The organism is Caulifigura coniformis, from assembly GCF_007745175.1.
In the GTDB taxonomy this organism is placed as follows: domain Bacteria; phylum Planctomycetota; class Planctomycetia; order Planctomycetales; family Planctomycetaceae; genus Caulifigura; species Caulifigura coniformis.
In genome coordinates, this window is record NZ_CP036271.1 from 5,199,329 (window position 1) to 5,221,134 (window position 21,806).

The window sequence follows — 21,806 nt, forward strand, 5'->3', positions numbered from 1 at the left end:
CCCCGTCTGAAGTCTCCCATGTCCCGCCTCATCGCCGTGCTGCTGCTGATCGCCTGCGCCGCATCGAGCGCGTCCGCGGCCGACATCCGCGTCAAGGACCTCTCCGATTTCGAAGGAGTCCAGGACAACGCACTGACCGGGTTCGGCCTCGTCGTGGGATTGAACAATACGGGCGGCAAGAGTCCGATCACGCGGCGGCTGGCGATGAACTTCGTGCAGCAGTACGGGATCCGAATTCCGCCTGACATCCGGGCCCAGATCCGCACCGATACGCGGGAGAAGACGAACAACATCTCAGTCGTCGTCGTCAGTGCCCGCCTGCCTGCGTTTACACGCACGGGGCAGAAGATCGACGTGAACGTGTCGACCTTCGACGACGCCGCCAGCCTCACCGGCGGCTTCCTCATTCCGACGCCTCTCATGGGTGTGGACGGCGAGGTCTATGCCGTCGCCGACGGCAATGTTTCGGTCGACTCGTTTGTCGCCGGGGGACAGGCCGCTACGGTTCAGAAGAACCATCCCACCGCTGGCCGCATTATCAGCGGAGCGATTGTGGAACGCGAAGTCTGCACCACGCTGACGAAGAACGGCCGCGTGCGGATCCTGCTGCGCGAGCCCGACTTCGAAACGGCGACGCGGATGGTCGATGTGATCAATCGCTTTTCGCCGCAGACTTCCCGGGCCATCGATCCGGCGACCATCGAACTGAATGTCGCAGGTAAGCAGCCGGACGACATCATGTCGTTCCTCGCGCAGATCGAATCATTGAAAGTCCGGCCCGATGTCCGCGCGAAGGTCGTCATCAACGAACGCACCGGGACGATCGTCATTGGTGAGAACGTGCGCCTGTCGCACGTGCTGATCACGCACGCGAACCTGGCGATCTTCACCAAGGAATCTCCGGAGGTTTCGCAGCCGCAGCCGTTCTCCGACGGCGAGACCGTGGTGGTCCCGCGGACGGAGGTCAACGCGGTGGAGGAAGACCGTCCGATCCATGAGATCGAAGAAACAACGACCGTCAGCCACCTGGCCGAAGCGCTCAACGCCCTGGGAGTCGCCCCGCGCGATCTCGGGGTCATCTTCCAGCAGCTCCGCGACTCCGGGGCGCTGCACGCCGAACTCGAGTTCAAATAAGCATTTTCGCAGGGACAAGGATGTCCGCCATGAATGCCATCACTTCACTTCCGTCATCCGCCGAGTCCGGCCTGCTGGGTCTGGACGTCGGGAACGCATCGTCGGGGAAGATCGAAGACGCGGCCAAACAGGTCGAAGGGCTCTTCGTATCGATGCTCCTCAAGACGATGCGCGAGACGATGGCGAGCGAGATGTTCGGCGGAGATGGGGCGGATGTCTGGGGAGGGATGTTCGACCAGTCGATGGGAGAGCACATCGTGTCGGCGGGCGGACTCGGACTCGTCGAGCAGCTGCAACCCGGCCGGCTCTCCGTCTCAGCGTGAGCGGGCCACGCACTTTCCAGTCTCCGGAGGAACCGGCCATGTCGACGTCACCCGCCGCCAACATCGAAGCGCTGAACGCCATCCTGGTGGAGACGGGGCTGTTGATGCTCCAGATTTCGCAGGGATCGGTGAAGTCGGCGGCGGCGGTTGAGCGCGTCTGCGCACTGGTCGCGGCTGATGTGCAGAAGCGCGTCGCGGAGATCGCCGCCCAGCGGCCGACTGCGAACGCGCTGCGTGGAGTCGAATCGCAGCGGGCAATGCTGGGCGCTTTCGAACTGAACCTGCGTCGCGCGGCGCATGAAATGAACGCCACGCTGGCCCGGTTCCTCCCCACGCCGACTTCGGGAACTTATTCACCCGAACGAGGACGGCTGGCCTCCGCGGGGGCGTGGATGAATGTGAGGTCGGCGCCGTGAACCTGTTCGACATTCCGGTCTCCGCCCTGCGCGCGTCGCAGGCCGGCATGACCGCCATCTCCGGAAACCTCGCCAACGCTGCCACGCCCGGCTACCACCGGCAGGTCGCGCACCTCAGCGAGACCGTTGGAGCCGAAGTTGCCAATATCCGCATCGGCGCGGGCGTTGAAGTCAACAACGTCCAGCGGATGCGCTCCGTGTGGGTCGAGCGGTCGCTCCTCAGGAACAACTCCGCCAACGGCTCGGCCGAAGTCCGCAACGACGTCGCCCACCAGCTCGACACGCTGTTTCAGGTGACGGACGGCAGCCTGACCAGCCGCGTCGAAGACTTCTTCAACTCCTGGCAGGACCTCTCGTCCCAGCCCGGTGAGACGACCGTTCGTTACGACCTGCTGGCGACCGCCGCGTCTCTCACCTCCGAAGTGAACGCCCTGCATTCCCGGATGGCGGAGCTCTCGCTCGACCTCGACACCCAGATCAGGGACACTGTCAAGACGATCAACCAGATCACCTCCAACATCGCGATTCTGAACAAGGACATCGCGGTGTCTGAAGCCTCGGGAAAGGAAGCGAACGACCTGCGCGACAAGCGCGACCTGCTCGTTTCCCAGCTGGCCGAATACATCGACGTCTCCTCGCATGAGACCACGGGGCAGCCGCACGTCTTCTCGGCCGCCAACGGCGCCATGCTGATCACCACGAACGCGCCGAAGCTCGATGTCGTTCAGACGAACGGCAAGTACCAGCTGACGATCGACGGCTGGACATCGCCGCTGCCGGCCGGCTCCGGCAAGCTGCAGGGGTTGCTGGAATCGAAGAACGTCATCGTCGGCGGGATGCAGAAGCGGCTGGAGACGTTCGCCTACGACCTCGTCCGCACGGCCGACCAGCTTCACGCCCAGGGGCTCGGCCTGGGGGGACCGTTCACCAGCCTCAACGGTGAACGGGGCGTCTCGGACGCCACGATTCCGCTGGCTAAGTCGGCCCTCGACTTTCCAGTGACCAATGGCGTACTGACCGTCACGGTGACCGATCAGGCGACGGGCGGCAGGACCGCGTACGCGGTGAACATCGAGCCGGCGATCGACAGTTTGAACGACGTCGCTGCAAAGCTGAATGCGATTCCGAATCTGCGCGCGACGGTCTCCGCCCAGACCGGGCGTCTGACGATCATTTCAAACGACGGATACGGCTTCGACTTCACCAACCAGCCTCCGACTCAACCGGACACGACTGCCTGGACGGGCAGCTCGGGCATCAAGATCGACGGCGCCTACACCGGCTCCGCGAACGCGAACTGGACGATCAAGACGTCGGGCCCCGGGACGATCGGCGTCACTCCGGGACTGCGCGCGCAGGTCGTCGATTCCAGCGGAAACCTCGTCGGCGACTGGAATGTCGGCCTCGGCTACTCCGCGGGCGATGCGCTGACCACGTCGAAGGGAGTGACCGTCAGTTTCGGTTCCGGGACCGTCGCCGGCACGGATACGGCCACGCTGCGCGTCACCGCGGACTCCGACGAAACCGGGATCCTTTCGACTCTCGGGCTGAACTCGCTCTTCACGGGCACCTCCGCGGCCAACTTCTCCGTCCGGCAGGACCTGATGGACAATCCCGCGCTGCTCGCAGCCGGGCAAAGCACCAGGTCGGGCGACAACAGCAACGCGACCGCATTTGCCGCCCTGGCCAATGCGCTGATCGCCGATCGCGGGTCGCTGACGTTCCTGGAATCACTGGCCCAGATGACGGCGGATGCCGGCAGCTTCGTGCAGACCGTGACCCGGGAGATGGACCAGCTCGGCGCGATCAAGTCGGACCTGACGGCGCAGCAACAGGCGGTCTCCGGCGTCGATCCGAATGAAGAACTGGTGAAACTGCTGGAGTTCCAGCGGATGTTTCAGGCGGCCTCCAAGTACATCACGACGGTGAACTCGGCGTTGGACTCCCTGTTCGGAATCTTCCGCTAGAGCATCTTCAAAGTTGGTATTCCGGGTTCCGCAGGCGATGAACCGTCAGTACGGCAAGGCTTGTTATGGCAATTCGCGTCACCCCTCAGATCACCGTCGCCGAACTGCTGAAGCAGTCGACGATTCATTCCGCCAACATCGCAAAGCTGCAGCAGCAGATCGCCAGTGGGCAGCGGATCTCGAGACCCTCGGATGATCCGCTCGGGACGAAGACGATCCTGTCCCGTACGGCCCTCGTCGGCCAGTTCGAGACTCAGCAGCGATCCCTCAACCAGGCGGCCGACCGCCTCAACCAGGCGAACACCGAGCTTCTCTCCGCCAGCGATCTGCTGGTCCGCGCACGCGACATCGCGTCGCAGGCCCGGTCGGCGCTCGATGAGAGCGAACTTCGCAACTACGCCAGCGAGATCGACACGATTCTCACCCAGGTGCGATCGACCGGAAACGCCCAGTTCGACGGCCAGTATCTGTTCAGCGGCGACACGGCCAACAGTGCGCCTTACGACGAGTCGGGGACCGATTTCAGCTACAACGGAAGCCTGTCCAGCCTGCGGGTCAGCTTCTTCGGGAAGGGAAGCCTCGAAGTCGTCTATTCGGGGCAGAAGGTGTTTGGCTCGTCCAACCGTCAGCCCACTGACATTTCAGGAACGACCGGCGCCAGGCCGGGCGCGGGAACCGACACCTCGACGCAGAATACGCAGCTCATCGTCCGACACACGGCGACGACGTTTGCTCTCGGATCGGGCGTTTCGGCAGGAACCTCATCGGCCACCGGCGACAACATCATCGGCCCTTCCGGTTCTCACACGCTCACCATCGTCGATACCAGCGGCACCGGCGCCTATGGAACGGTCTCGCTGAACGGCGCCCCTCCTGTCGCGTTCGACAGCTCACAGACCGACCTGGCCGTGACCGGCCCCAACGGTGAGATTGTCCATCTGAACACGACCGCCATCACGGCTGGATTCAACGGCACGGTCGACCTGGGAGGGGAGGGGACTCTCTCCATGGATGGCGGGTCGACAGAAGTTCCGATCGATTTCTCGACCGCGCAGGCGCTGACGACTGCGGATGGACGAACGACGTTCATCGACTCGACGGGCATCTCGCGGGCCGGCGTCGATCAGGTCGAGTATGCGGGCGTCAGCAATGTCTTCCAGGCACTGGCCGACCTCCGCGATGAAATCCTCAACCTCCGCGACCTCCCTGCTTCGGAATGGCAGGATGCCCTGACGCGCCGTGTCGACGAAGTTACCCGCCACCAGTCCCACATTCTGGAAGTCGTGGGATCCCAGGCGCAGACGCTGAAGACGATCAACGACATCGGCAACCGGCTGGGAGAACTGACGCTTGACGCCAAGGAGCGGCTTTCGGAAGTCGCCAAGACTGACATTCCCGCGGCGGCGGTTGCGCTTCAGGAAGCGAACAACCTGCTCGAATACAGCTACGCCGTGACGGCGAAGGTGTTCAACACGTCGCTGCTCGATTACATGGCGTGAGGCATTCTCTCAGCAGTCTCGCCACCCGCGGCGCCGCGCCGGCCGCCGCATGGGCGACAGCTTCTCCGGACGTCTGGTCCACCATGTCCGGGTTGCAGAGATTGGTAATCGTCGAAATCCCCAGGACCTTGATTCCCAGCCGGGCTGCCGCGAGGACCTCGGGGACCGTCGACATGCCAATCGCATCGGCTCCGAGCTGGCGATACATGCGCATCTCGGCCCGGGTCTCGTAGGTCGGGCCGCTTACCGCGGCGTAGACCCCCCGGGTTGCGGGAATCTGGTGAATGCGACTGGCTGTGATCGCCTTCTCGGCCAGCTCCCGGTCGTAGGGGGCCGACATGTCCGGAAACATCGGGCCGCAACTGGCATCGTGCGGCCCGATCAGCGGGTTGGCGAACATCATGTTGAGATGATCCGACAGGATCAGGAGATCGCCCACTTCCAGCCCCGGGCGAAGTCCGCCCGCTGCGTTGGTCACGACAAGCGTCTGCATGCCGATTGCCGCGAGCACGCGGACCGGGAAGGCGAGTCGCGCCGGCGCAATCCCCTCATACAAGTGGCACCGTCCCTGGAGCGCGGCGACCACGATTCCGTTCAGGCGGCCGATGGTGATCCGTCCATGGTGTCCGATGGCAGTCGGTGTCTGGAAATGCGGGATGTCGCCATAGGGAATGATCAGCCGCTCTTCGAGCGAGTCGGCGACTTCGCACAGCCCCGTGCCGAGAATCAGTCCGATCTCGATCGTCGGCGCACCGAGTTGGCGGAGTGCGGCGGCGGCTTCAGCGACTTGAGACACGGCTGTGGGCAAGGTGGTCGGATCTTGACGTGAGGTCCCCGGCCACTCCGCTGCGCCCTCATCAGCGCCGGCCACCCGAGATTCAGGCCATTGTCTAGATGAGCGAGCTTTTCGCAATCAGCCGATGCACGAAGGTGAGTTTGTCGATCACGTTGCCGGTGAAAACCTCCGGGACCAGGTCCTGAATCCCCATCTCGCGGTTGAGTTCATTCACGAGAATCCCGACCTGCTGGTACGAGGCGAGCATCTTTGCGCAGTCGATGTTCCGCAACTGCTCGCCCGGCAGGCTGCTGGCGGTATCGAGGATGGCCACCATATCGAGGTACGCTCCGAAGGTTTCGGCAAAGTCCTCCCAGGGGTGCATCGTCGCGTATGCGGAGATGAAGCGCCCCTGCCAGTCCGGTGGCGGTCCGTACATGTAGTACCGGACCTTCGCGTCTTCGTAAGAAGGGCTTCGCTCGTCCGCGAACAGGTCGCGAAACGCTGGTTCGCAGCGGCCGCGAACCAGCATGTCCCAGTAGTAATGTCCCAGTTCATGCCGGAAGTGGCCGACCAGCGTGCGATGCGGCTCGCCAAACGCAACGCGGTTGCGCTCCCGCTCCACGTCGTCCGCTTCGTTGAGGTTGATCGTGATCACACCCCCGGCATGCCCGGTATAGACCGGTACATCTTCATCGGCCTTGAACTCGAAGATCAGTTTCGGGTGGATGGTGTTGCCCGGGCGCCCGATCGGCAGGCCGAGCGCGTGGACGGTATACAGCACGCGTCGCTTGGCAACTTCGATCAGCCGCCACTTCTCACGGTTCCCCGGAACAGAGAGGTTCGGAATGACCCGTGTCAGCCGGCATTCGGCGCACAGGGCCCATTCGTTCATGTCCCCGCCGTTCACGGGAATCAATCCGTTGCAGACATTCTCAACGTTGAAGTTGTAGCACTTCTGGACGCGGGACCCGCAGTCTGCGTGACCGCAGCGAAACAGGCCGTCCCCCAGCGGAATCAGGGACGTCACGAAGTAGCACTCGGGACACAGCCCGGTTTCGAGGCCGCACCGAACGCACAGCGTGTTCTCGAAAAACAGCCGGTTTCCGCAATGACAGTGAGACGTCTTCATCGGACGCGGTACGAAATCCAATTCATGGCCGCCGGTTGTTTTCGAAGGCGCCGGGCAATCCCGACCTGTGGATTCTACGCGAGCCGACAGCCGCGGGGACCGTTCGTGGGAAGGATATTTCCGAAGCGGATGTCCGCCAGTGGTTTACGTCTCGCTGGATGCGTCAGGAGCCCGGGGAATGCCGGGTGTCGGACGCCCCCCGCCCGCAGCGCGATGGACCAGACTGACGAGTGACCCAACCGCGACTTCGACCACCAGTGAAGCGGGCATTGCCCATAGAAAGCTCGGACCGGCAGTCCCTGTCAGCTCTTTCCAGAAGTTGATCGACACCACTGTGACGACCCCTGCGGCGGCGCCGACCAGTGTTCCGAATGCGGTCGCCCAGGGAACGAACATCGCCAGGAAGAACAGGCCAAAGAGCGGCGCCGTCAGGAGGTTGACGACCTTGAAGGCGAGTTCGAGCAGGTTCCCCTGAACCAGCCCGACGAGCAGGCTGAGTGATACCACGATGATCCCGATTGCGACTGACACAAACTTGGCCACGCGAACGTGGTTGGTCTCGGTATCGCGTTTGCGCCGAAAACGATCGATCAGGTCGATCGTCACCACCGAGCAGGAGGAATTCAGCCCGGACGACAGGCTCGACATCGCCGCTGCCAGAAGTCCCGCCACGACGAGCCCGGTGAGCCCCTGCGGCAGCCCGACGACAATGAACCGCGGAAACAGCTGGTCGGCATTCGCGGAGATCGACTGGCCGTCTGCGAGGTACTCCCGGTGCGTCTTGAACCACGCGAGCAGGGCGAAGCCAAGGATGCACAGAAAGGTCTCGACGAGGCCGCTGGAGAGAATCGAGATGTTGTACATCCGCCGCGCGGACTTGAGGTCGCGTGTCGCAAGGTACCGCTGGATCGCCATCTGGTCCGATCCCGCCGTGCAGATGAACCACGTAAACGTGGCGATGAAGGCGCCCAGGAGCGTAATCCGCGCGCTCGGGTCGTATCCCAGGATTGGTTGCTGCCAGTGGGACGCCCACTCTTTCGGCCACCACTCGCCGACGCCTCCCATGTCGACCGTAATCACCACCATCGAGACGACGGCCCCGCCGATCAGAATGAATGCCTGCACCACATCCGCCGCGACAACGGCTGTCAATCCCCCCTCGGCCGTGTAGATGATTGTCACAAGACCCATCACGATCGCGATCCACGGCGTCCACGAAGGATCGAGACCCGTGATCGGGATGATGACCTTCGTCGTCGTCGTGTAGATGATGACGGCCATCCACAGCAGCCGGAGAGTCAGGAAGAACAGCGACCCGACCAGACGGACGCTCACCCCCAGCCTGGACTCCAGGATTTCATAGGCGCTCGTCACGCGGAGCGTCATGAAAAATGGAATCAGGAACCGGCCGACGACCAGCGCGATGAGCGGATAGGAGAGAAGCCCGCAGAGCACCATCGGTCCATGCTGGATCACTTCGCCCGGCCAGGTCAGATACGAGATCGTGCTGACAATCGTCGCGAACAGTGACACTCCGACCGTCCAGCTCTTCATCTGGCGACCGCCGAGCATGTAATCCTCGGTCGTCTTCGATTTTCCCGAGTAGTGCCAGCCGAGCACCAGCATCCCGAGCAGATACAGCGCGACGACTCCCCAGTCCGCGAGTTCCATGCGGTGCGGGATCCGTCGATCGATGCGCAGCCGGGCGTTGGCCGCCGCCATGCGAACTCGCGGATCGTCGTCATCCGCCAGGGTGATGAGTGCCGCCTGATCCGCGGGACGCCCGACGTCGCCCAGCCATGTCGCCGCTTGGCGCCGGCGTTCGACATCCGTCGATTGAACAAGCTTCAGCAGCTCTGCCCGGAATGGCTCCGACACGTTGACGGCTTTCGCTGCGGCCCCCACGAGCATGACGCGGGATGGCGAATCCGCTGGCTCGGCCTGGGCTGCGTCCGCGATCGCCGCCTGCTCGGTCGACGTTCTCGGCCCAGGCAGGCTCGAAAGAGCGAACGAAGCTCGCAACCTTGCCACCGGATCAGGATCTTTCAGTGTGGCTGCCAGCGTTTGTCTTGACGCGTCGTCTCCTGAGTTCGCAAGAAGCCAGTGCGCAAACGCGGCCTCGGCTGGATTCCGCCTCGCATACTCCACCACCTGCGCACGGTCTTCGTCCGGAACAGCGAACTGCAGCTTGGCGAGCGTCTCAACGGCGTGCAGCCGATCAGGTCCATCCGGGTCCAGAAATGCGGCCCGCACCCGTTCCACCATCGCCCGTCTGGCGGCGCGGCCCGGTTCGGCCTGCGCCAGAATCCGCCAGACACCAATCCGCTCTTCCGCCGGCGAGTTGTCGGCGAGCGGTCGATACGTCTCGAGAGTTTCCTCGGGGTAGCCCTGCGCAATCAACGCTTCGGCCGCATGAATTCGCGGCCATCCGGACTGAGACTCCAGGGCCGACCGCAACTCCCCGATCAGGGCCGTCCGTTCCTCACGCGGAATGCGCCCGCCGGACGTGGTCGTCGATCCGCATCCCGCGAACAGGCATGCCATCAAGAGAGCGAGCCAGCGGCAGGTGGCGGCCTGTGAAATCGGGAGGTGCAGCTGCCCCATGAGTCTCTCGGAGTGAGTCGGTCTCGTTCAGGCGTTCGTCATCCTGAAGGCGTTGACGTAACGTTCTTTGAGGTCGGCATCGGTCGCGGTGTGCTTCCCCCGGTACACCAGGATCAGGCTCAGTCTCGAATCGGGAGAGCGATTCGAACTGCTGAAGTGGATCGTCTGTGCGTGATGGATCAGCGCATCGCCCGCGTCGATCGTTCCGAGGAATCGGGGAAACTCGTCCCTGGGCGTTTCCACCAGCCCGATCGAATTCCCTTTCACTCCCGAAGGCCGGTGCGGCCGCAGCCCACCGTGCGACCCCAGCAGGTATTCGACGGCGCCATTCTCGGGCGTGGCGGGATCGATCGCGATCCACACCGTCAGCACATCGGCCGGAGACTGGCAGAAGTAGGCGTTGTCCTGGTGGGGTGGAACCGCGGAACCAACCAGCGCCGGCTTGTTGAAAGTTTCAACGCCGACCAGGACCGGTTCACCGTTGACCAAAGGACCCACGAGGTCGAGAAATCGCGACTGCCCTGCGAATTCGAGAAAGAACGGGTCGTGCTGCTCCATGCGCCAGAGATTGCGGACGGTCTTGCCGTCCGGCTCGAGGGTGAAGTCGCCTGCCGGCAGATCCTTCAGGCGGTCCCCCTGGTAGCCTTCAATGCGGCGTCGAACGTCCTGCAGTTCGAGACTCGAGAGCAGTCCCGGAACCACGATAACGCCATTCCGGCGATAGTCGTCGATCAGTGTTCGGTCCGGCATGTTGCCTCTCTGCATGGGACAGGAACTCGAATCGTCGGGGAATTCGGGAGCAAGAAGTCTCCTGTGTAACGGCCCTGCGGGCTCGCTGAAAGGATTTGCCGACATTCATTTTCGGAAGTGGCCCCCGGGACGCGGGCAACAAACTGATTTTCTGCAAGAATGCCACCGCGTCGCTTTGGTTCATGGCAATGGACAATCGGGAGATCCGCTGATGGTGCGTCGTGTCGCGTTCCGTGGTCGGAAGATGCGGGGGTTTCTGCTGGGCTTGCTGCTGCTCACCTCGCCACTCGTCGCCGCCCCGCCGCATCGCGAACTCTTCGTCGATCGGCATCTCATCGAATCCCTGGAAGGCGGCGAGCTCACTCTGGCCGAACCCCGCGATGAAGGACCAGCGCTGAAGTTCGACCGCCCCTGGGAAGGCCTCTTCAGCGGGTACGCGACAGTCATTCGCGACGGAGAACTGCTCCGCCTGTATTACCGCGGTCATGCCGATACGAGTGCCGATGGAAGCCCCACAGAGGCGATCTGCTACGCCGAATCGAAGGACGGCCGCAACTGGACGAAGCCCAACCTCGGGCAGTTCACGGTCCACGGCACACGCGACAATAACGTCGTGCTCGCTGACGCTGCTCCCGTGACTCACAATTTCTGCCCGTTTCTCGATCGCAATCCCGCCGCGAAGCCTGAGGAACGCTTCAAGGGAGTTGGCGGCGTCGCGCCGGGCGGGCTCATTGCCTATGTTTCCGCCGATGGCCTCGTCTGGAAGAAACTTCAGGACAAGCCCGTCTTTCAGGACAAGGGCTGGGTTTTCGATTCCCAGAACGTTCCCTTCTGGTCCGAAACCGAGAACTGCTACGTCCTTTACTACCGGCGGGCCGCGGAGAAAAAGCGGGCCATCGCCCGAACGACATCGACCGATTTCGTGAACTGGTCGGCCCCTGTGCAGATGCGCTACAGCGACACGGGAACCGGCGTTCCCAGTCACCAGCTCTACACCAACCAGACCCATCCCTACTTCCGGGCGCCGCACATCTATGTGTCGACAGCGGCCAGGTTCATGCACAAGCGGCAGGTCATCACCCCCGAACAGGCCGCCGCGATCAACGTCCATCCGAAGTATTTCCAGGACACCTCCGACGCCATCCTGATGACGTCCCGCGGCGGCGACCTCTACGACCGCTCCCTGATGGGCGCTCTCATTCGTCCCGGCATCGGCGCCAGGAACTGGGTCTCGCGGACGAACTATCCCGCGCTCAACATCGTGCAGACAGGCGACACCGAGATGTCGCTCTACGTCAATCAGGACTATGGCCAGCCGACCGCCCACCTGCACCGGTATTCCTTCCGGCTCGACGGACTCGCCTCCGTGCGGGCTCCGCTTTCCGGCGCAACGCTCGTCACGAAGCCGATCACGCTCACCGGCGAACCGCTGTCCCTCAACTTCCGCACGTCCGCCGCCGGCGGAATTCGCGTGGAAGTGCAGGACGACACGGGCAAGCCGCTGCCCGGCTTTGAGATGGAAAAATGCGTGGAGGTCATCGGGAACGAAATCGCCCGCCCGGTGGCCTGGAAGAATGCCGACTGGAAGACCCTGGCCGGCAGGACCGTGAGACTGCGAATGCAGCTCTCGGATGCCGACCTGTATGCGATGGAATTCTGATCGCACTGCGACCACTGAACTGCGACTTCAAGGAACCTGGAATGCGACGATCCCGACAACTCCTCCCCCTCCTCGCCACGACTCTTCTTTCCCTGCTGCCGGCCGTGGCGTCCGCTGCCGAACCGGCCCAGGCCGAGATCGTGAGCGTTCAGAAAATCTGGGACCAGGGGAAACACAACGCGTTCACCGACCTCATCTGGAAGGACGGTGAATGGTTCTGTGTGTTCCGTGAAGGAGACGGACACGTCTCTCCGAACGGGGCGCTCCGCGTGCTCTCGTCGAAGGACGGGAAGTCCTGGGCATCCGCCGCCTTGATCACTGCCACCGACTCTGATCTCCGCGACGCCAAGATCTGCATCGCGCCCGGAAACCGGCTGATGCTCTGTGGAGCCGGTGCTCTTCACAAGCCAGTCGACGGCCTGAAGCACCAGTCGTATGTCTGGTACTCGGAGGACGGCCGCAAGTGGGGCGATGCCATTCCCGTCGGCGACCTCGGTTACTGGCTGTGGCGTGTCACCTGGCAGGGGGACGTCGCCTATTCCGTCGGCTACGGCACTGGCTCGAATCGAACGACGCGTCTCTATCGCAGCCTGGACGGTCGCAAGTTCGAGACGCTGGTCCCCGAACTCGTCGGCGAAGGCTATCCCAACGAGTCGTCCCTCCTGTTCCAGAAGGACGGCACGGGCCTCTGTCTTCTCCGTCGTGACGACAAGGAAGCTCCGAACGCCATGCTGGGGACAGCGACGGCCCCCTACGACAAGTGGAGCTTCAAGACGCTCGACACCCGCATCGGCGGACCGCAGTTGATCGACCTGCCCGATGGCCGTGTCGTCGTTTCCGGCCGCGATTATGTCGGGAAAGCGAAGACGAGTGTCTGGTTCCTTAATCCGAAGACGGGCAAGCTCGACATGACCGCCACGCTCCCCTCGGGCGGCGACACGAGCTACCCGGGGCTCGTTTTCCGCGACGGCCTTCTCTGGGTGAGCTACTACTCGTCGCATGAAGGGAAGACGAGTATCTATCTCGCGAAGCTGAAGCTCCCTGAAAAGTCTTAGAACGTCGTTGGAATGTGCCACTCCGGGAGGCGACACCGCCTCCCGATGGTGTGCGTTCACCGACGACATCCATGTGCTTCCGGCTCACAAGGCCCGAAGCACACCTTCTTTTCTGACGGTCTCTCGAACGCAGTTTCCGAAAGTCCCTCGATGAAGCCGAGTCGCGTGCTCCAGAAGCTCCGCCGTGGGGAACGATCCCTCGGCGTCTGCCTGCATCTCACCGATCCGGCCGTCTACGAGATGGCAGGGCTCCTTGGCTTTGACGCCATCTGGATGGACCTCGAGCATCATGGGTACAGCGTCGAGACGGCGGGCAACCTGATGCGGGCGGCGCGTGTCGGCGGGACCGATATCGTCGCCCGGCCGGGCAAGGGAGAATTCATGCGGCTCTCCCGGCTGCTGGAGCTCGGGGCCAGCGGCATCATGTATCCGCGGTGCGATTCGCCCGAAGAAGCGGCCGAAGTCGTCCGCTGGGCGAAATTCGCTCCCCTCGGCCAACGGGGCTTCGATGGCAGCGGGCCCGATGCCCGCTACACGCTCACGCCGATGACGTCGTACCTGAAGCAGGCGAACGACGAGACCTTCGTCCTCATTCAGGTCGAGCATCCTTCGGCCGTCGAGAAGGCTGAGGAGATCCTGTCGGTTCCGGGGGTCGACATGCTGATGCTCGGCCCGGCCGATTTCAGCGTGCTGACTGGCATCCCCGGGGAATTCGGCCACGCCAGCATCCAGGCAGCGTTCGAACGTATTGCGAACGCTGCGAAGAAGACCGGCAAACACTGGGCCGCGACCTGTGGCTCTGTCGAGCAGGCCGCGCGCCTGACCGAAATGGGGGCGAGCCTCGTCTTCCACGGCTGCGACCTTGTATTTGTCCGTCAGGGGCTCGAGCAGGTCCGCCAGCGGTTTTCGGAAGCCCTCGGGATGACGTTTAACCCGCTCCCCGATGCAGCGAGCCGGGGGAGTTATCTGGAGTCCCGCAGCTGATGGAACGCTCCCGGTTTCGTGTGGTGGTCGTCGGTGCGGGTTCGATCGGTGAGCGGCACATCCGCTGTTTCCAGCGGACCGACCACTCGGACGTCGCGTTTGTCGAGCCACGCGCCGAGCTGCGCGCGGAGATTGCCGCGAGATATCCAGGCGCGACGCCGTTAGAGACCGTCGAACAGGCTCTCGGCGATCCGTCTGACGTCGCGGTGATCGCGACTCCCGCTCCCCTGCATGTCGCGCAGGCCCTCTCCTTCGTGCGCCGCGGAGCGCATGTGCTCGTCGAAAAGCCTCTCGCCGTCACGCCCGAGGGCGTCGACCAACTGACGGCCGCGGCACTGAAAGCGAACCGGGTGGTCGGTGTGGCCTATGTGTATCGGGCGCATCCCGTCCTGGCGGACATGCGGGCGGCGATCGCCAGCGGCCGGTTCGGCCGTCCGGTGGAACTGGTGGCCGTCTGCGGTCAGCATTTCCCGCTCTATCGCCCGGCGTTCCGCGAGACCTATTACGCGACGCACGCGAGTGGCGGCGGGGCGATTCAGGACGCACTGACTCATATCGTGAACGCGGGACAATGGCTGGTCGGTCCGGTGCAGCGACTGGCCGCCGATGCGGCCCGCTGCGTGCTGGATGGGGTCGAAGTCGAAGACACGGTGCATGTGCTGGCCCGGCACGGCGCCCTCTTGGCGAACTATTCGCTGAACCAGCATCAGGCCCCCAATGAAACCGCGATCTCCGTCGTATGTGAGCGCGGAACGGCCCGGTTCGAAATGCACGCCTGTCGCTGGCGGGAAATGACAACGCCGGGAGGCGAATGGATCGACCACTCCCGACCGCAGCTCGAGCGGGACGAACTGTTCATCCGGCAGGCGGGCTCCTTTCTGGATGCCGTCGAATCCGGCGGCCCCCCCGCCTGCACCCTCGCCGACGGCCTCCACACCCTGCACGTCAACCGCGCCATCCTGGCCAGCGTCACCTCCGGCCAATGGGAGCAGATTCCGGACGTCGAACCATAGGACCGTCTCCGCTGGCCGCGTCTGACATTCCATCCTTCTCTCCGCAACCGAATCTCCCTCTCGAAAATTTCGCCAGCGGGGAGAAGGTCAGTGCCCGAAGGGCGGATGAGGGGCCAAAGCCGCACGCCTCTCTTCCTGATCTCCTGATCCACCAATTCGCGCAACTCCCTCGCGCAACGTCACCGCGACTTCGCGCGCAACCTCGCACCTCATGTTGGAGGGAAACAATGAACAGCACCACTGCCGATTCGACCCGGTCGCCGCGAACGTCCGATCCGGGCGTCTCGGCCGCTCGTCCTGCGAATCTCCAGGGAAAGAGAGCCTCTGGGACTGCGCCCATGGATCAGCGCCCTCCTCGCTCTCTCGCTTCGGGAGCAGCGTGCCCTTGAGCGCTCGACCGCAGGAAGGAATGATAAACGTCGCCTCAAACCGGGTTGGAAAGTGTGCTGATGCCGACTGCCGTAACGCATCGACTCCTGCTGGGCCTGCTGCTGCTTGTCGGTTGCAGCAAGGAAAATCCGTCGGCCCCCCCGGCCACCTTCAGCCCCCCTCCGCCAACTCCAGTCCTCCCGCCGGCCCCTGCGAACGCCAGCCCCCGGGCTCCTGCAGCCGCAACGAACGCGGCAGCCACCGCGAAGCCCGCCTCTCAGGAAAAGAAAACACTGCCGCCGGGCGCGATGCTCGTCGGCGGCCAGGAACCCAACGTCCGGATTCTGCCCCGCGAGGAACGGCCTGAACTGCTGGCCATGGTTGTGAATCCCAGTCCGGGGACCGATTCGTCGCTGGTCACGGTGATCGCCAATCGGCAGGAAACACCCCCGGCGCAGGCGTCTCTCCCGAAAGGATTCGCAGCCGTCGCCGACTCCCTCGTCGATGCGTCAGGATTTCCCCTGCGGATCCGCTGCGAGGTGGATGGGGCCGTGATGGCGCTTGTCCCGGGTGGGCTGGCGGTGCAGGGGGCGGACGGCACGCCGACGGCCGCCCCGCGGCATCCGATCGATATCGATGCCTTCTATATGGACATCCACGAGGTCACAGTCGAGAAGTTCCAGAAGTTCCGGGAAGCGACCCGGGGGGACAAGTCATCGCCGCCTGCCCCTCCCAATGCGTCGTCACCCCTTCAGCCCGCGGTGGGTGTGAACTGGCGCGACGCGATGCAGTACGCGAAATGGACTGGAAAGGAACTCCCATCCGAATCGGAATGGGAGAAGGCCGCACGCGGCAAGGGCGGCTTTGACTTCCCCTGGGGGGAAGGACGCCCTGTCTGGGAACGCCGGCGCGAACCGGGCCAGATCGACGATGTCGGGTCGTTCCGGACCGACGAAAGCATTCACGGGGTATTCGATCTGGCCGGCAACGCACGCGAGTGGTGTCAGGATTTCTTCGCCGAAGATGCGTACAGCCAATCACCGCCGGCCGGTAGTCCGGCCGCGCGGAACTGGAAAGGGCCGCGGAGCGACAAAGCCGGACGTCGGGTCGTCAAAGGGAGCTCAACGGGCTGGGAACTCTGGGCCCGGAATGGGGCGTCCATGAGTGAACGCTCGCCGCAGATCGGTTTTCGATGCGTCCTTCGTCTGACAGCAGAGCCCGCTGCCGCGAAATCGGCGTCCACGGCAACACCCTCGGCCACTTCTTCCGCGCCGATGGAGCCTGCTTCAGCCCCTCAGAAATCCGGCTTCTGAGCGGGCGGCTCCGAGGTCTCCCCCAGGAGTTTCAGGCATTCCTGAAGTGTCTCCCACTGCAGTTCGCAGTCGGGATTCCGGTCGAATTGGCTCTTGAGCGGGGCCAGTGTGTCCAGTCCTCGCTGCCACGCCGCCTTCGCCCCGGGAACATCCATCCGAAGGAGCTGGATCTCTCCCTCCAGCTGACAGATCACGGCCAGGTCATGCCGGGGCCCAGCACGTTCTGGTTCCGAAGCAATCGCGCCCGCCAGTGCTGACGCCCCCGAGGCCAGCAGCGTCTCCGTCGTCGTCAGGTGCATTTCGGCATTCGCGGCGTCGCCAGAGTTCTTTTCAATTTCCTCCGTCGCCAGACGAATCCGGAGCCGCGCCTCGCCGATGGTCTGGGTCGCGAACCGCTCCCGATAGATGACCACCTGCGGATTCTCGCTGACGAGTTTCTGAAGCACATCCCGCGACGCCGCATACGCCACGAACGCGCCCGCATGATCGTTCTGCAGGGCCAGCAGATCACCGTGAAGAACCGACGCGACCGCCAGCTGAAACCGGTCGGAAAGGTTCTCCGGGTGTTCTACGACCAGCTTCCCGAACCACTTGATCGCAGTCTGCAGTTTCCCGGTCGCGTCGCCGAGCTGTTCCCGCTGGCGGGCCAGTGCTCCCTGGTTGTAGGCCCCTCGTGCGAAGTCGCGAGCGACCGCTTCATCGATCGATTGGTCCAGCAGCGACTCGCGGATGCTCTGAGCCCTCGCGTAGTCGGCCGCTGCCCCATCGAGATGTGAACGCCGCGCTTTCAGAAGTCCGCTGTTCATGATCGCGTTGGCCAGTTTTCGCTGGTATTCGCGATCACCGGGTGAACTGGTAGCCAGCTTTTCACGAAGCGTGCGCGATTCCTCGAAGGCCGCCTGCGCGTCATCAAACTTTTCCAGCCGCTGATGGCCGCGACCGAGGGCGTTCAGTGAATCGCTGAGCCTCTCCGCGACCGCCACATCATCGGGCGTTTTCTGAAGCAGCGACCTCTGGATGTCGGCGGCGGCCTGGTAATGCGGAAGAGCTTCGCTGACGGATTTTACCTCTTCGGTGATCGTGCCGACTCGGAAATGACTGTCAGCCATCTCCGAAGTCAGTCGCGGGTCGCGCCGGTTTCGCTCGAGAAGACGGCGGTAATAGTCCAGGGCCTTGACCAGCAGCGTCTGCTTGAGGGGTTGCAGGCCGGGCTGATTCTGCAGATCGATCTCGCTGACTTCGGTATACAGTCCGTCGACGGCCGACTTCGCCATCGCCAGGTTCTGCTCCGCCTCCGCCAGAGCGGCTTTTGTATTTCGATAGCCGATCGTCGTCGCGGCCAGGGCTGCCCCCGCCAGCACAATCGCCGCTGCCGTAAGTCCTGCCTCCACTGGATTCCGGCGACGCCAGCGATCCAGTCGCTCAATTCGGCCAATGGGCCGGGCGAGGATCGGTTCGCCGCGCAGATAGCGTTCCAGGTCGTCGAGAAACTCGCGGGCCGACTGGTATCGACGGACCGGCTCCTTCTGCAGGCACTTGAGAGAAATCGTTTCAAGATCCGCGTCGACCAGAGAGTTCAGCCGCTTCGGGGGAACAGCTTCGTCGTAAAGCACCTGACGCATCGTCCCCAGCGTATTGGCCGCCTGAAACGGAGGACGCCCTGACAGCAGGTGGTACAACGTGGCGCCCAGCGAATAAACGTCGCCACGAGCGTCGACGTTCGACGCATCACTGATCTGTTCCGGCGGCATGTAGGACGGAGTGCCGATCGTCTCGCCGGTCTTCGTCAGCTGATCGTCGGTGTCGAGCAGTTTGGCCAATCCGAAGTCGGCAACCATTGGCTGGTCTGTCCGGGCATCGATCATCACGTTGTGCGGCTTGAGATCACGATGCAGGATCCCGCACCGATGGGCTTCGGCCACCCCACGGGCGACGCCGGCCATCCAGGTGGCCGCCTGGCGGTTCTCAAGCGGGCCCTGCTTGACGAGTTCGTTCAGGCTCCTGCCGTCCACGAACCGCATCGCGAAGTACATCAGCTCGCCCACCATGCCCACGTCGTACACGGGGATGATGTTCTCATGTTCGAGCCTGGCGGCTGCATGGATTTCGTTCCGGAATCGCGTCTCCGCTTTCCTGCGGAAGACTTCGCCGGCCGAGGTCACCGACGAACGTATGACCTTGAGAGCGACAACCCGATCAGCCCCGGGCTGAACGGCCCGGTAGACGATCCCCATCCCTCCTTCCCCGATCCGATCGAGCAGCTTGTAGTCTCCAAGGGCGCCGAGATTCTCCGCTGTCGAAGCCTGCTCGCGGGGCGAATGCGAATTCGCAGCGGCCGTCACAAACTCTTCGGCAACCCCCGGAGTGACGTAGTCCGGGAATCGGGCCACGTAGGAATCCGCGGCCGGAGGATCGCCGAATCGCGTCCTCGCAACGAACTCAACCTGTGCCAGACGCACGATTGCTGCGGGCGTTCGCAATGCGGGAAACCGGGCCAGATAGTCTTCGAGCCATTGGGGATGGGCCGAAGGTTCGCTCAGCGATCGCCGCCACGACTGTTCGATTTCCACCTGGATCAGTCGCTCCAGCGTGGCAAGATAGCCCTCGTCTCCTTCCCGGGGCAGGAACTCGGTCAATGGGGGAGGGGGTGACCCGTCGCGCCACGCAGATGCAAATCGATCCTCGGGAGTCTCTCCGTCGCCGATGATCGTCTGGTCAGAGGGGACGGTGTCTCTCACGTCGCACGATGACCTTCACACAAAGGAGTTTGACGGACGCACTGGCTGATGAGCGTTTCGAGCACACGCTGCGCCACGTCCATGTTCGACACCTTCTGAAACGCACGCCAGCCAGGCACCGCGTTGACCTCGATCACAAACAGCCTCCCGCATCGATCATAAAGCAGATCGACCCCGGCAAAACTGGCCCCCGTCGCCGCAGCGGCACGCAGGGCGTAGTCCCGTTCGGTTTCGGTGAGCTGGTGCGGCTCGGCCACCGCGTCGCGGGACACGTTGGTGCGGAAGTCGCCGGCCGAACGACGTTTCATCCCTCCCAGAATCTGGCCGTCAAGAATCAGCACCCGGACGTCGAAGCCCTCGTGCTCGACGAACCGCTGCAGATACAGCAGGCCGCCAGTTCGTTCGATCGCCCGGAACACACGGACTCCGAGATCAGGATCGCTGACTCGTACGATTCCGCGTCCCTCCGAACCGAAGAGCGGCTTGACCACGACATCCCCTCCCAGGCGAGGCAGGGCGTCCAGGGCCGCAGCGGCCGATTCGCAGACGAACGTCTCCGGTACAGGCAGGCCCGCCTGCTGCAACACGGCGGTGGTCAGGTACTTGTCAACGGCACACTCGATTGCCTTCGGCGGATTGAGCACGGTCGTTCCCGCGGCCTCGAGCCGGGCCAGCAGGTTCATGCGGAAAACGACCTGCTCCAGCGATCCAGGCGGCATCGTGCGGACAATCACGGCGTCGAGTCGCCGCCCCGCTCCGCCGCTGTGGAGGACTGCGTGTCCGTCGGCCGAAATCGACGCTGCCAGCTGCGTGAAATCCCAGGTCGCCGCATCCACACTCCGCGCCCGGGCCGCGCGCCGGAGTTCGGCAACGTACCAGCTGTCGGGATTTCCGAGGATGGCGATGTTCATAAACGGCCGTCTCTCGAAATCCCATCCGCCGCCGAAATTGCATCCCGAGGTCGCCGCCGCATTCACAAACCCGCATTCTCGCGCGCGGTCGACGAGCCTATCATGCTTGCGATCATTGTGGCACGAAGGAATGGATGCAATGCGAGGGTATTCGAAGGAGCGGCGGCAGGTTCTCGTCGCGCTGGTCGTCGCCGTGCAGGGATGGCTCGGCGCATCCTTGTTCGCCCAGGCCCCTCCCACGTTCGATGGCAAGCGGGCATTTGCCGATCTGGAAGCCATCTGCCGGATCGGCAAGCGGATCTCCGGAACGGAGGGAATGGCGCGACAGCAGCAGATGCTGTTCGATCATTTCACCGGACTCGGGGCCGTCTGCTCCTTCCAGGAATTCGACATCCCGCACCCCGAGACCGGAGAAGCGACCCGGCTCAAGAACCTGATCGTCACCTGGCATCCCGAAACCAGGGAGCGGGTTCTCCTGTGCTGCCACTACGACACGCGTCCCTATCCCGATCGAGAACTGCTCCCCCGACACCGCCAGGGAATATTCCTGGGCGCCAACGATGGCGGGAGCGGCGTGGCGTTCCTGATGGAACTGGGACGGCACATGAAAGAAGTGAAGCCGCGGTTTGGCGTGGATTTTGTGTTCTTCGACGCCGAGGAACTGATCTACGACAGTAATCGCGACAAGTACTTCCATGGATCCACCTACTTCGCGACGCAGTACGTGCAGAAGCCGCCGGCCCACAAGTATGTGGCGGGCGTCCTGTTCGACATGATCGCGGACAAGGACCTCAAGATTTACTACGAGGTCAATTCGATGCGGTATGCGCGGGAAGTGACCGAAAGCGTGTGGGCGGCTGCAGCCCGGGTTTCGTCACGCGTGTTCGTCGCCCGCAGGCGGCACGAAGTGAGCGATGACCACATCCCGCTGAACGAGATCGCCAAGATCCCGACCACCGACCTGATCGACTTCGACTATCCCCATTGGCACACGCGAAACGATCTGCCGTCCAACTGCTCCGGCGAATCGCTGGCCGCCGTCGGGAAGGTGATCATCGAGTGGCTGATCCACATGCCCGATTTTACGGGCAGCCGCACGGGGTTCATTGAATCGATTCCCTATCGCTGAGGGGCGATCGGACGGCAGGACGTGTTGGCGGCTG

The 21,806-nt window shown here is 63.5% G+C and carries 17 protein-coding genes; 11 read left to right on the plus strand and 6 right to left on the minus strand.

Annotated features, from left to right (window positions below):
• Positions 1–18: 18 nt before the first annotated feature.
• From Pan44_RS20865 to flgL, 5 genes are all read left to right on the plus strand, one after another.
• On the plus strand, positions 19–1,134 hold the full coding sequence (locus Pan44_RS20865) for a flagellar basal body P-ring protein FlgI (protein ID WP_197453527.1): 1,116 nt from the start codon (positions 19–21) through the stop codon (positions 1,132–1,134).
• Positions 1,135–1,163: 29 nt separating this feature from the next.
• On the plus strand, positions 1,164–1,457 hold the full coding sequence (locus Pan44_RS20870) for a rod-binding protein (protein ID WP_197453528.1): 294 nt from the start codon (positions 1,164–1,166) through the stop codon (positions 1,455–1,457).
• Positions 1,458–1,495: 38 nt separating this feature from the next.
• On the plus strand, positions 1,496–1,873 hold the full coding sequence (locus Pan44_RS20875) for a hypothetical protein (protein ID WP_145033378.1): 378 nt from the start codon (positions 1,496–1,498) through the stop codon (positions 1,871–1,873).
• Positions 1,870–3,840, plus strand: a complete 1,971-nt coding sequence (flgK, locus tag Pan44_RS20880; protein ID WP_197453529.1) for a flagellar hook-associated protein FlgK — start codon at positions 1,870–1,872, stop codon at positions 3,838–3,840. Before Pan44_RS20875 ends, flgK begins: the two co-directional genes overlap by 4 nt.
• A 65-nt stretch (positions 3,841–3,905) precedes the next feature.
• Positions 3,906–5,339, plus strand: coding sequence for a flagellar hook-associated protein FlgL (flgL, locus tag Pan44_RS20885; RefSeq protein ID WP_145033385.1), 1,434 nt, complete (start codon positions 3,906–3,908; stop codon positions 5,337–5,339).
• Here flgL and Pan44_RS20890 read toward each other — a convergent pair.
• The 4 genes from Pan44_RS20890 to Pan44_RS20905 form a co-directional block, all read right to left on the minus strand.
• Entirely contained in the window at positions 5,308–6,135 is an 828-nt protein-coding gene (locus tag Pan44_RS20890) for a purine-nucleoside phosphorylase (protein ID WP_197453530.1), read from the minus strand. The genes flgL and Pan44_RS20890 overlap by 32 nt on opposite strands.
• Positions 6,136–6,229: 94 nt before the next feature.
• Positions 6,230–7,246: a zinc-binding metallopeptidase family protein gene (locus tag Pan44_RS20895; protein ID WP_145033391.1), complete on the minus strand. Its 1,017-nt coding sequence runs from the start codon at positions 7,244–7,246 to the stop codon at positions 6,230–6,232.
• 144 nt (positions 7,247–7,390) lie between these two features.
• Positions 7,391–9,850 (minus strand): sodium:solute symporter family transporter, encoded by a 2,460-nt coding sequence (locus Pan44_RS20900; protein WP_145033394.1) that lies wholly within the window; start codon positions 9,848–9,850, stop codon positions 7,391–7,393.
• Positions 9,851–9,877: 27 nt separating this feature from the next.
• Positions 9,878–10,600 (minus strand): phytanoyl-CoA dioxygenase family protein, encoded by a 723-nt coding sequence (locus Pan44_RS20905; protein WP_197453531.1) that lies wholly within the window; start codon positions 10,598–10,600, stop codon positions 9,878–9,880.
• A gap of 211 nt (positions 10,601–10,811) precedes the next feature.
• Here Pan44_RS20905 and Pan44_RS20910 point away from each other — a divergent pair, with 211 nt between their 5' ends.
• The 5 genes from Pan44_RS20910 (at position 10,812) to Pan44_RS20930 (ending at position 16,994) form a co-directional block, all read left to right on the plus strand.
• Complete coding sequence (locus tag Pan44_RS20910; protein ID WP_231754121.1) at positions 10,812–12,260, plus strand: hypothetical protein; 1,449 nt, start codon at positions 10,812–10,814, stop codon at positions 12,258–12,260.
• Between the two features lie 41 nt (positions 12,261–12,301).
• Positions 12,302–13,315: a sialidase family protein gene (locus Pan44_RS20915; protein WP_145033401.1), complete on the plus strand. Its 1,014-nt coding sequence runs from the start codon at positions 12,302–12,304 to the stop codon at positions 13,313–13,315.
• A gap of 150 nt (positions 13,316–13,465) precedes the next feature.
• A complete protein-coding gene (locus Pan44_RS20920; RefSeq protein WP_145033404.1) occupies positions 13,466–14,299 on the plus strand; it encodes an HpcH/HpaI aldolase family protein in 834 nt (277 codons plus the stop codon).
• Positions 14,299–15,312, plus strand: a complete 1,014-nt coding sequence (locus Pan44_RS20925) for a Gfo/Idh/MocA family protein (protein WP_145033407.1) — start codon at positions 14,299–14,301, stop codon at positions 15,310–15,312. The genes Pan44_RS20920 and Pan44_RS20925 overlap by 1 nt, the downstream gene beginning before the upstream one ends.
• 449 nt (positions 15,313–15,761) lie before the next feature.
• Positions 15,762–16,994 (plus strand): formylglycine-generating enzyme family protein, encoded by a 1,233-nt coding sequence (locus tag Pan44_RS20930; protein ID WP_145033410.1) that lies wholly within the window; start codon positions 15,762–15,764, stop codon positions 16,992–16,994.
• Here the strand turns inward: Pan44_RS20930 and Pan44_RS20935 are convergent.
• Positions 16,976–19,732 (minus strand): serine/threonine-protein kinase, encoded by a 2,757-nt coding sequence (locus tag Pan44_RS20935; protein ID WP_145033413.1) that lies wholly within the window; start codon positions 19,730–19,732, stop codon positions 16,976–16,978. The two genes, Pan44_RS20930 and Pan44_RS20935, sit on opposite strands and share 19 nt — an antisense overlap.
• Positions 19,729–20,643: an ATP-grasp domain-containing protein gene (locus Pan44_RS20940; protein ID WP_145033416.1), complete on the minus strand. Its 915-nt coding sequence runs from the start codon at positions 20,641–20,643 to the stop codon at positions 19,729–19,731. Before Pan44_RS20940 ends, Pan44_RS20935 begins: the two co-directional genes overlap by 4 nt.
• A 139-nt stretch (positions 20,644–20,782) precedes the next feature.
• On the opposite strand from Pan44_RS20940, the gene Pan44_RS20945 reads away from it, so the two are divergent.
• Positions 20,783–21,772: a M28 family peptidase gene (locus Pan44_RS20945; protein WP_197453532.1), complete on the plus strand. Its 990-nt coding sequence runs from the start codon at positions 20,783–20,785 to the stop codon at positions 21,770–21,772.
• Positions 21,773–21,806 lie beyond the last annotated feature (34 nt).

Excerpts from the sequence above, each read along its gene's own strand:
- Pan44_RS20865 (WP_197453527.1), top strand. The coding sequence starts at position 19 with ATGTCCCGCCTCATCGCCGTGCTGCTGCTGATCGCCTGCGCCGCATCG.
- Pan44_RS20870 (WP_197453528.1), top strand. The coding sequence starts at position 1,164 with ATGAATGCCATCACTTCACTTCCGTCATCCGCCGAGTCCGGCCTGCTG.
- Pan44_RS20875 (WP_145033378.1), top strand. The coding sequence starts at position 1,496 with ATGTCGACGTCACCCGCCGCCAACATCGAAGCGCTGAACGCCATCCTG.
- flgL (WP_145033385.1), top strand. The coding sequence starts at position 3,906 with ATGGCAATTCGCGTCACCCCTCAGATCACCGTCGCCGAACTGCTGAAG.
- Pan44_RS20895 (WP_145033391.1), bottom strand. The coding sequence starts at position 7,246 with ATGAAGACGTCTCACTGTCATTGCGGAAACCGGCTGTTTTTCGAGAAC.
- Pan44_RS20900 (WP_145033394.1), bottom strand. The coding sequence starts at position 9,850 with ATGGGGCAGCTGCACCTCCCGATTTCACAGGCCGCCACCTGCCGCTGG.
- Pan44_RS20905 (WP_197453531.1), bottom strand. The coding sequence starts at position 10,600 with ATGCCGGACCGAACACTGATCGACGACTATCGCCGGAATGGCGTTATC.
- Pan44_RS20910 (WP_231754121.1), top strand. The coding sequence starts at position 10,812 with ATGGTGCGTCGTGTCGCGTTCCGTGGTCGGAAGATGCGGGGGTTTCTG.
- Pan44_RS20915 (WP_145033401.1), top strand. The coding sequence starts at position 12,302 with ATGCGACGATCCCGACAACTCCTCCCCCTCCTCGCCACGACTCTTCTT.
- Pan44_RS20920 (WP_145033404.1), top strand. The coding sequence starts at position 13,466 with ATGAAGCCGAGTCGCGTGCTCCAGAAGCTCCGCCGTGGGGAACGATCC.
- Pan44_RS20925 (WP_145033407.1), top strand. The coding sequence starts at position 14,299 with ATGGAACGCTCCCGGTTTCGTGTGGTGGTCGTCGGTGCGGGTTCGATC.
- Pan44_RS20930 (WP_145033410.1), top strand. The coding sequence starts at position 15,762 with ATGCCGACTGCCGTAACGCATCGACTCCTGCTGGGCCTGCTGCTGCTT.
- Pan44_RS20940 (WP_145033416.1), bottom strand. The coding sequence starts at position 20,643 with ATGAACATCGCCATCCTCGGAAATCCCGACAGCTGGTACGTTGCCGAA.
- Pan44_RS20945 (WP_197453532.1), top strand. The coding sequence starts at position 20,783 with ATGCGAGGGTATTCGAAGGAGCGGCGGCAGGTTCTCGTCGCGCTGGTC.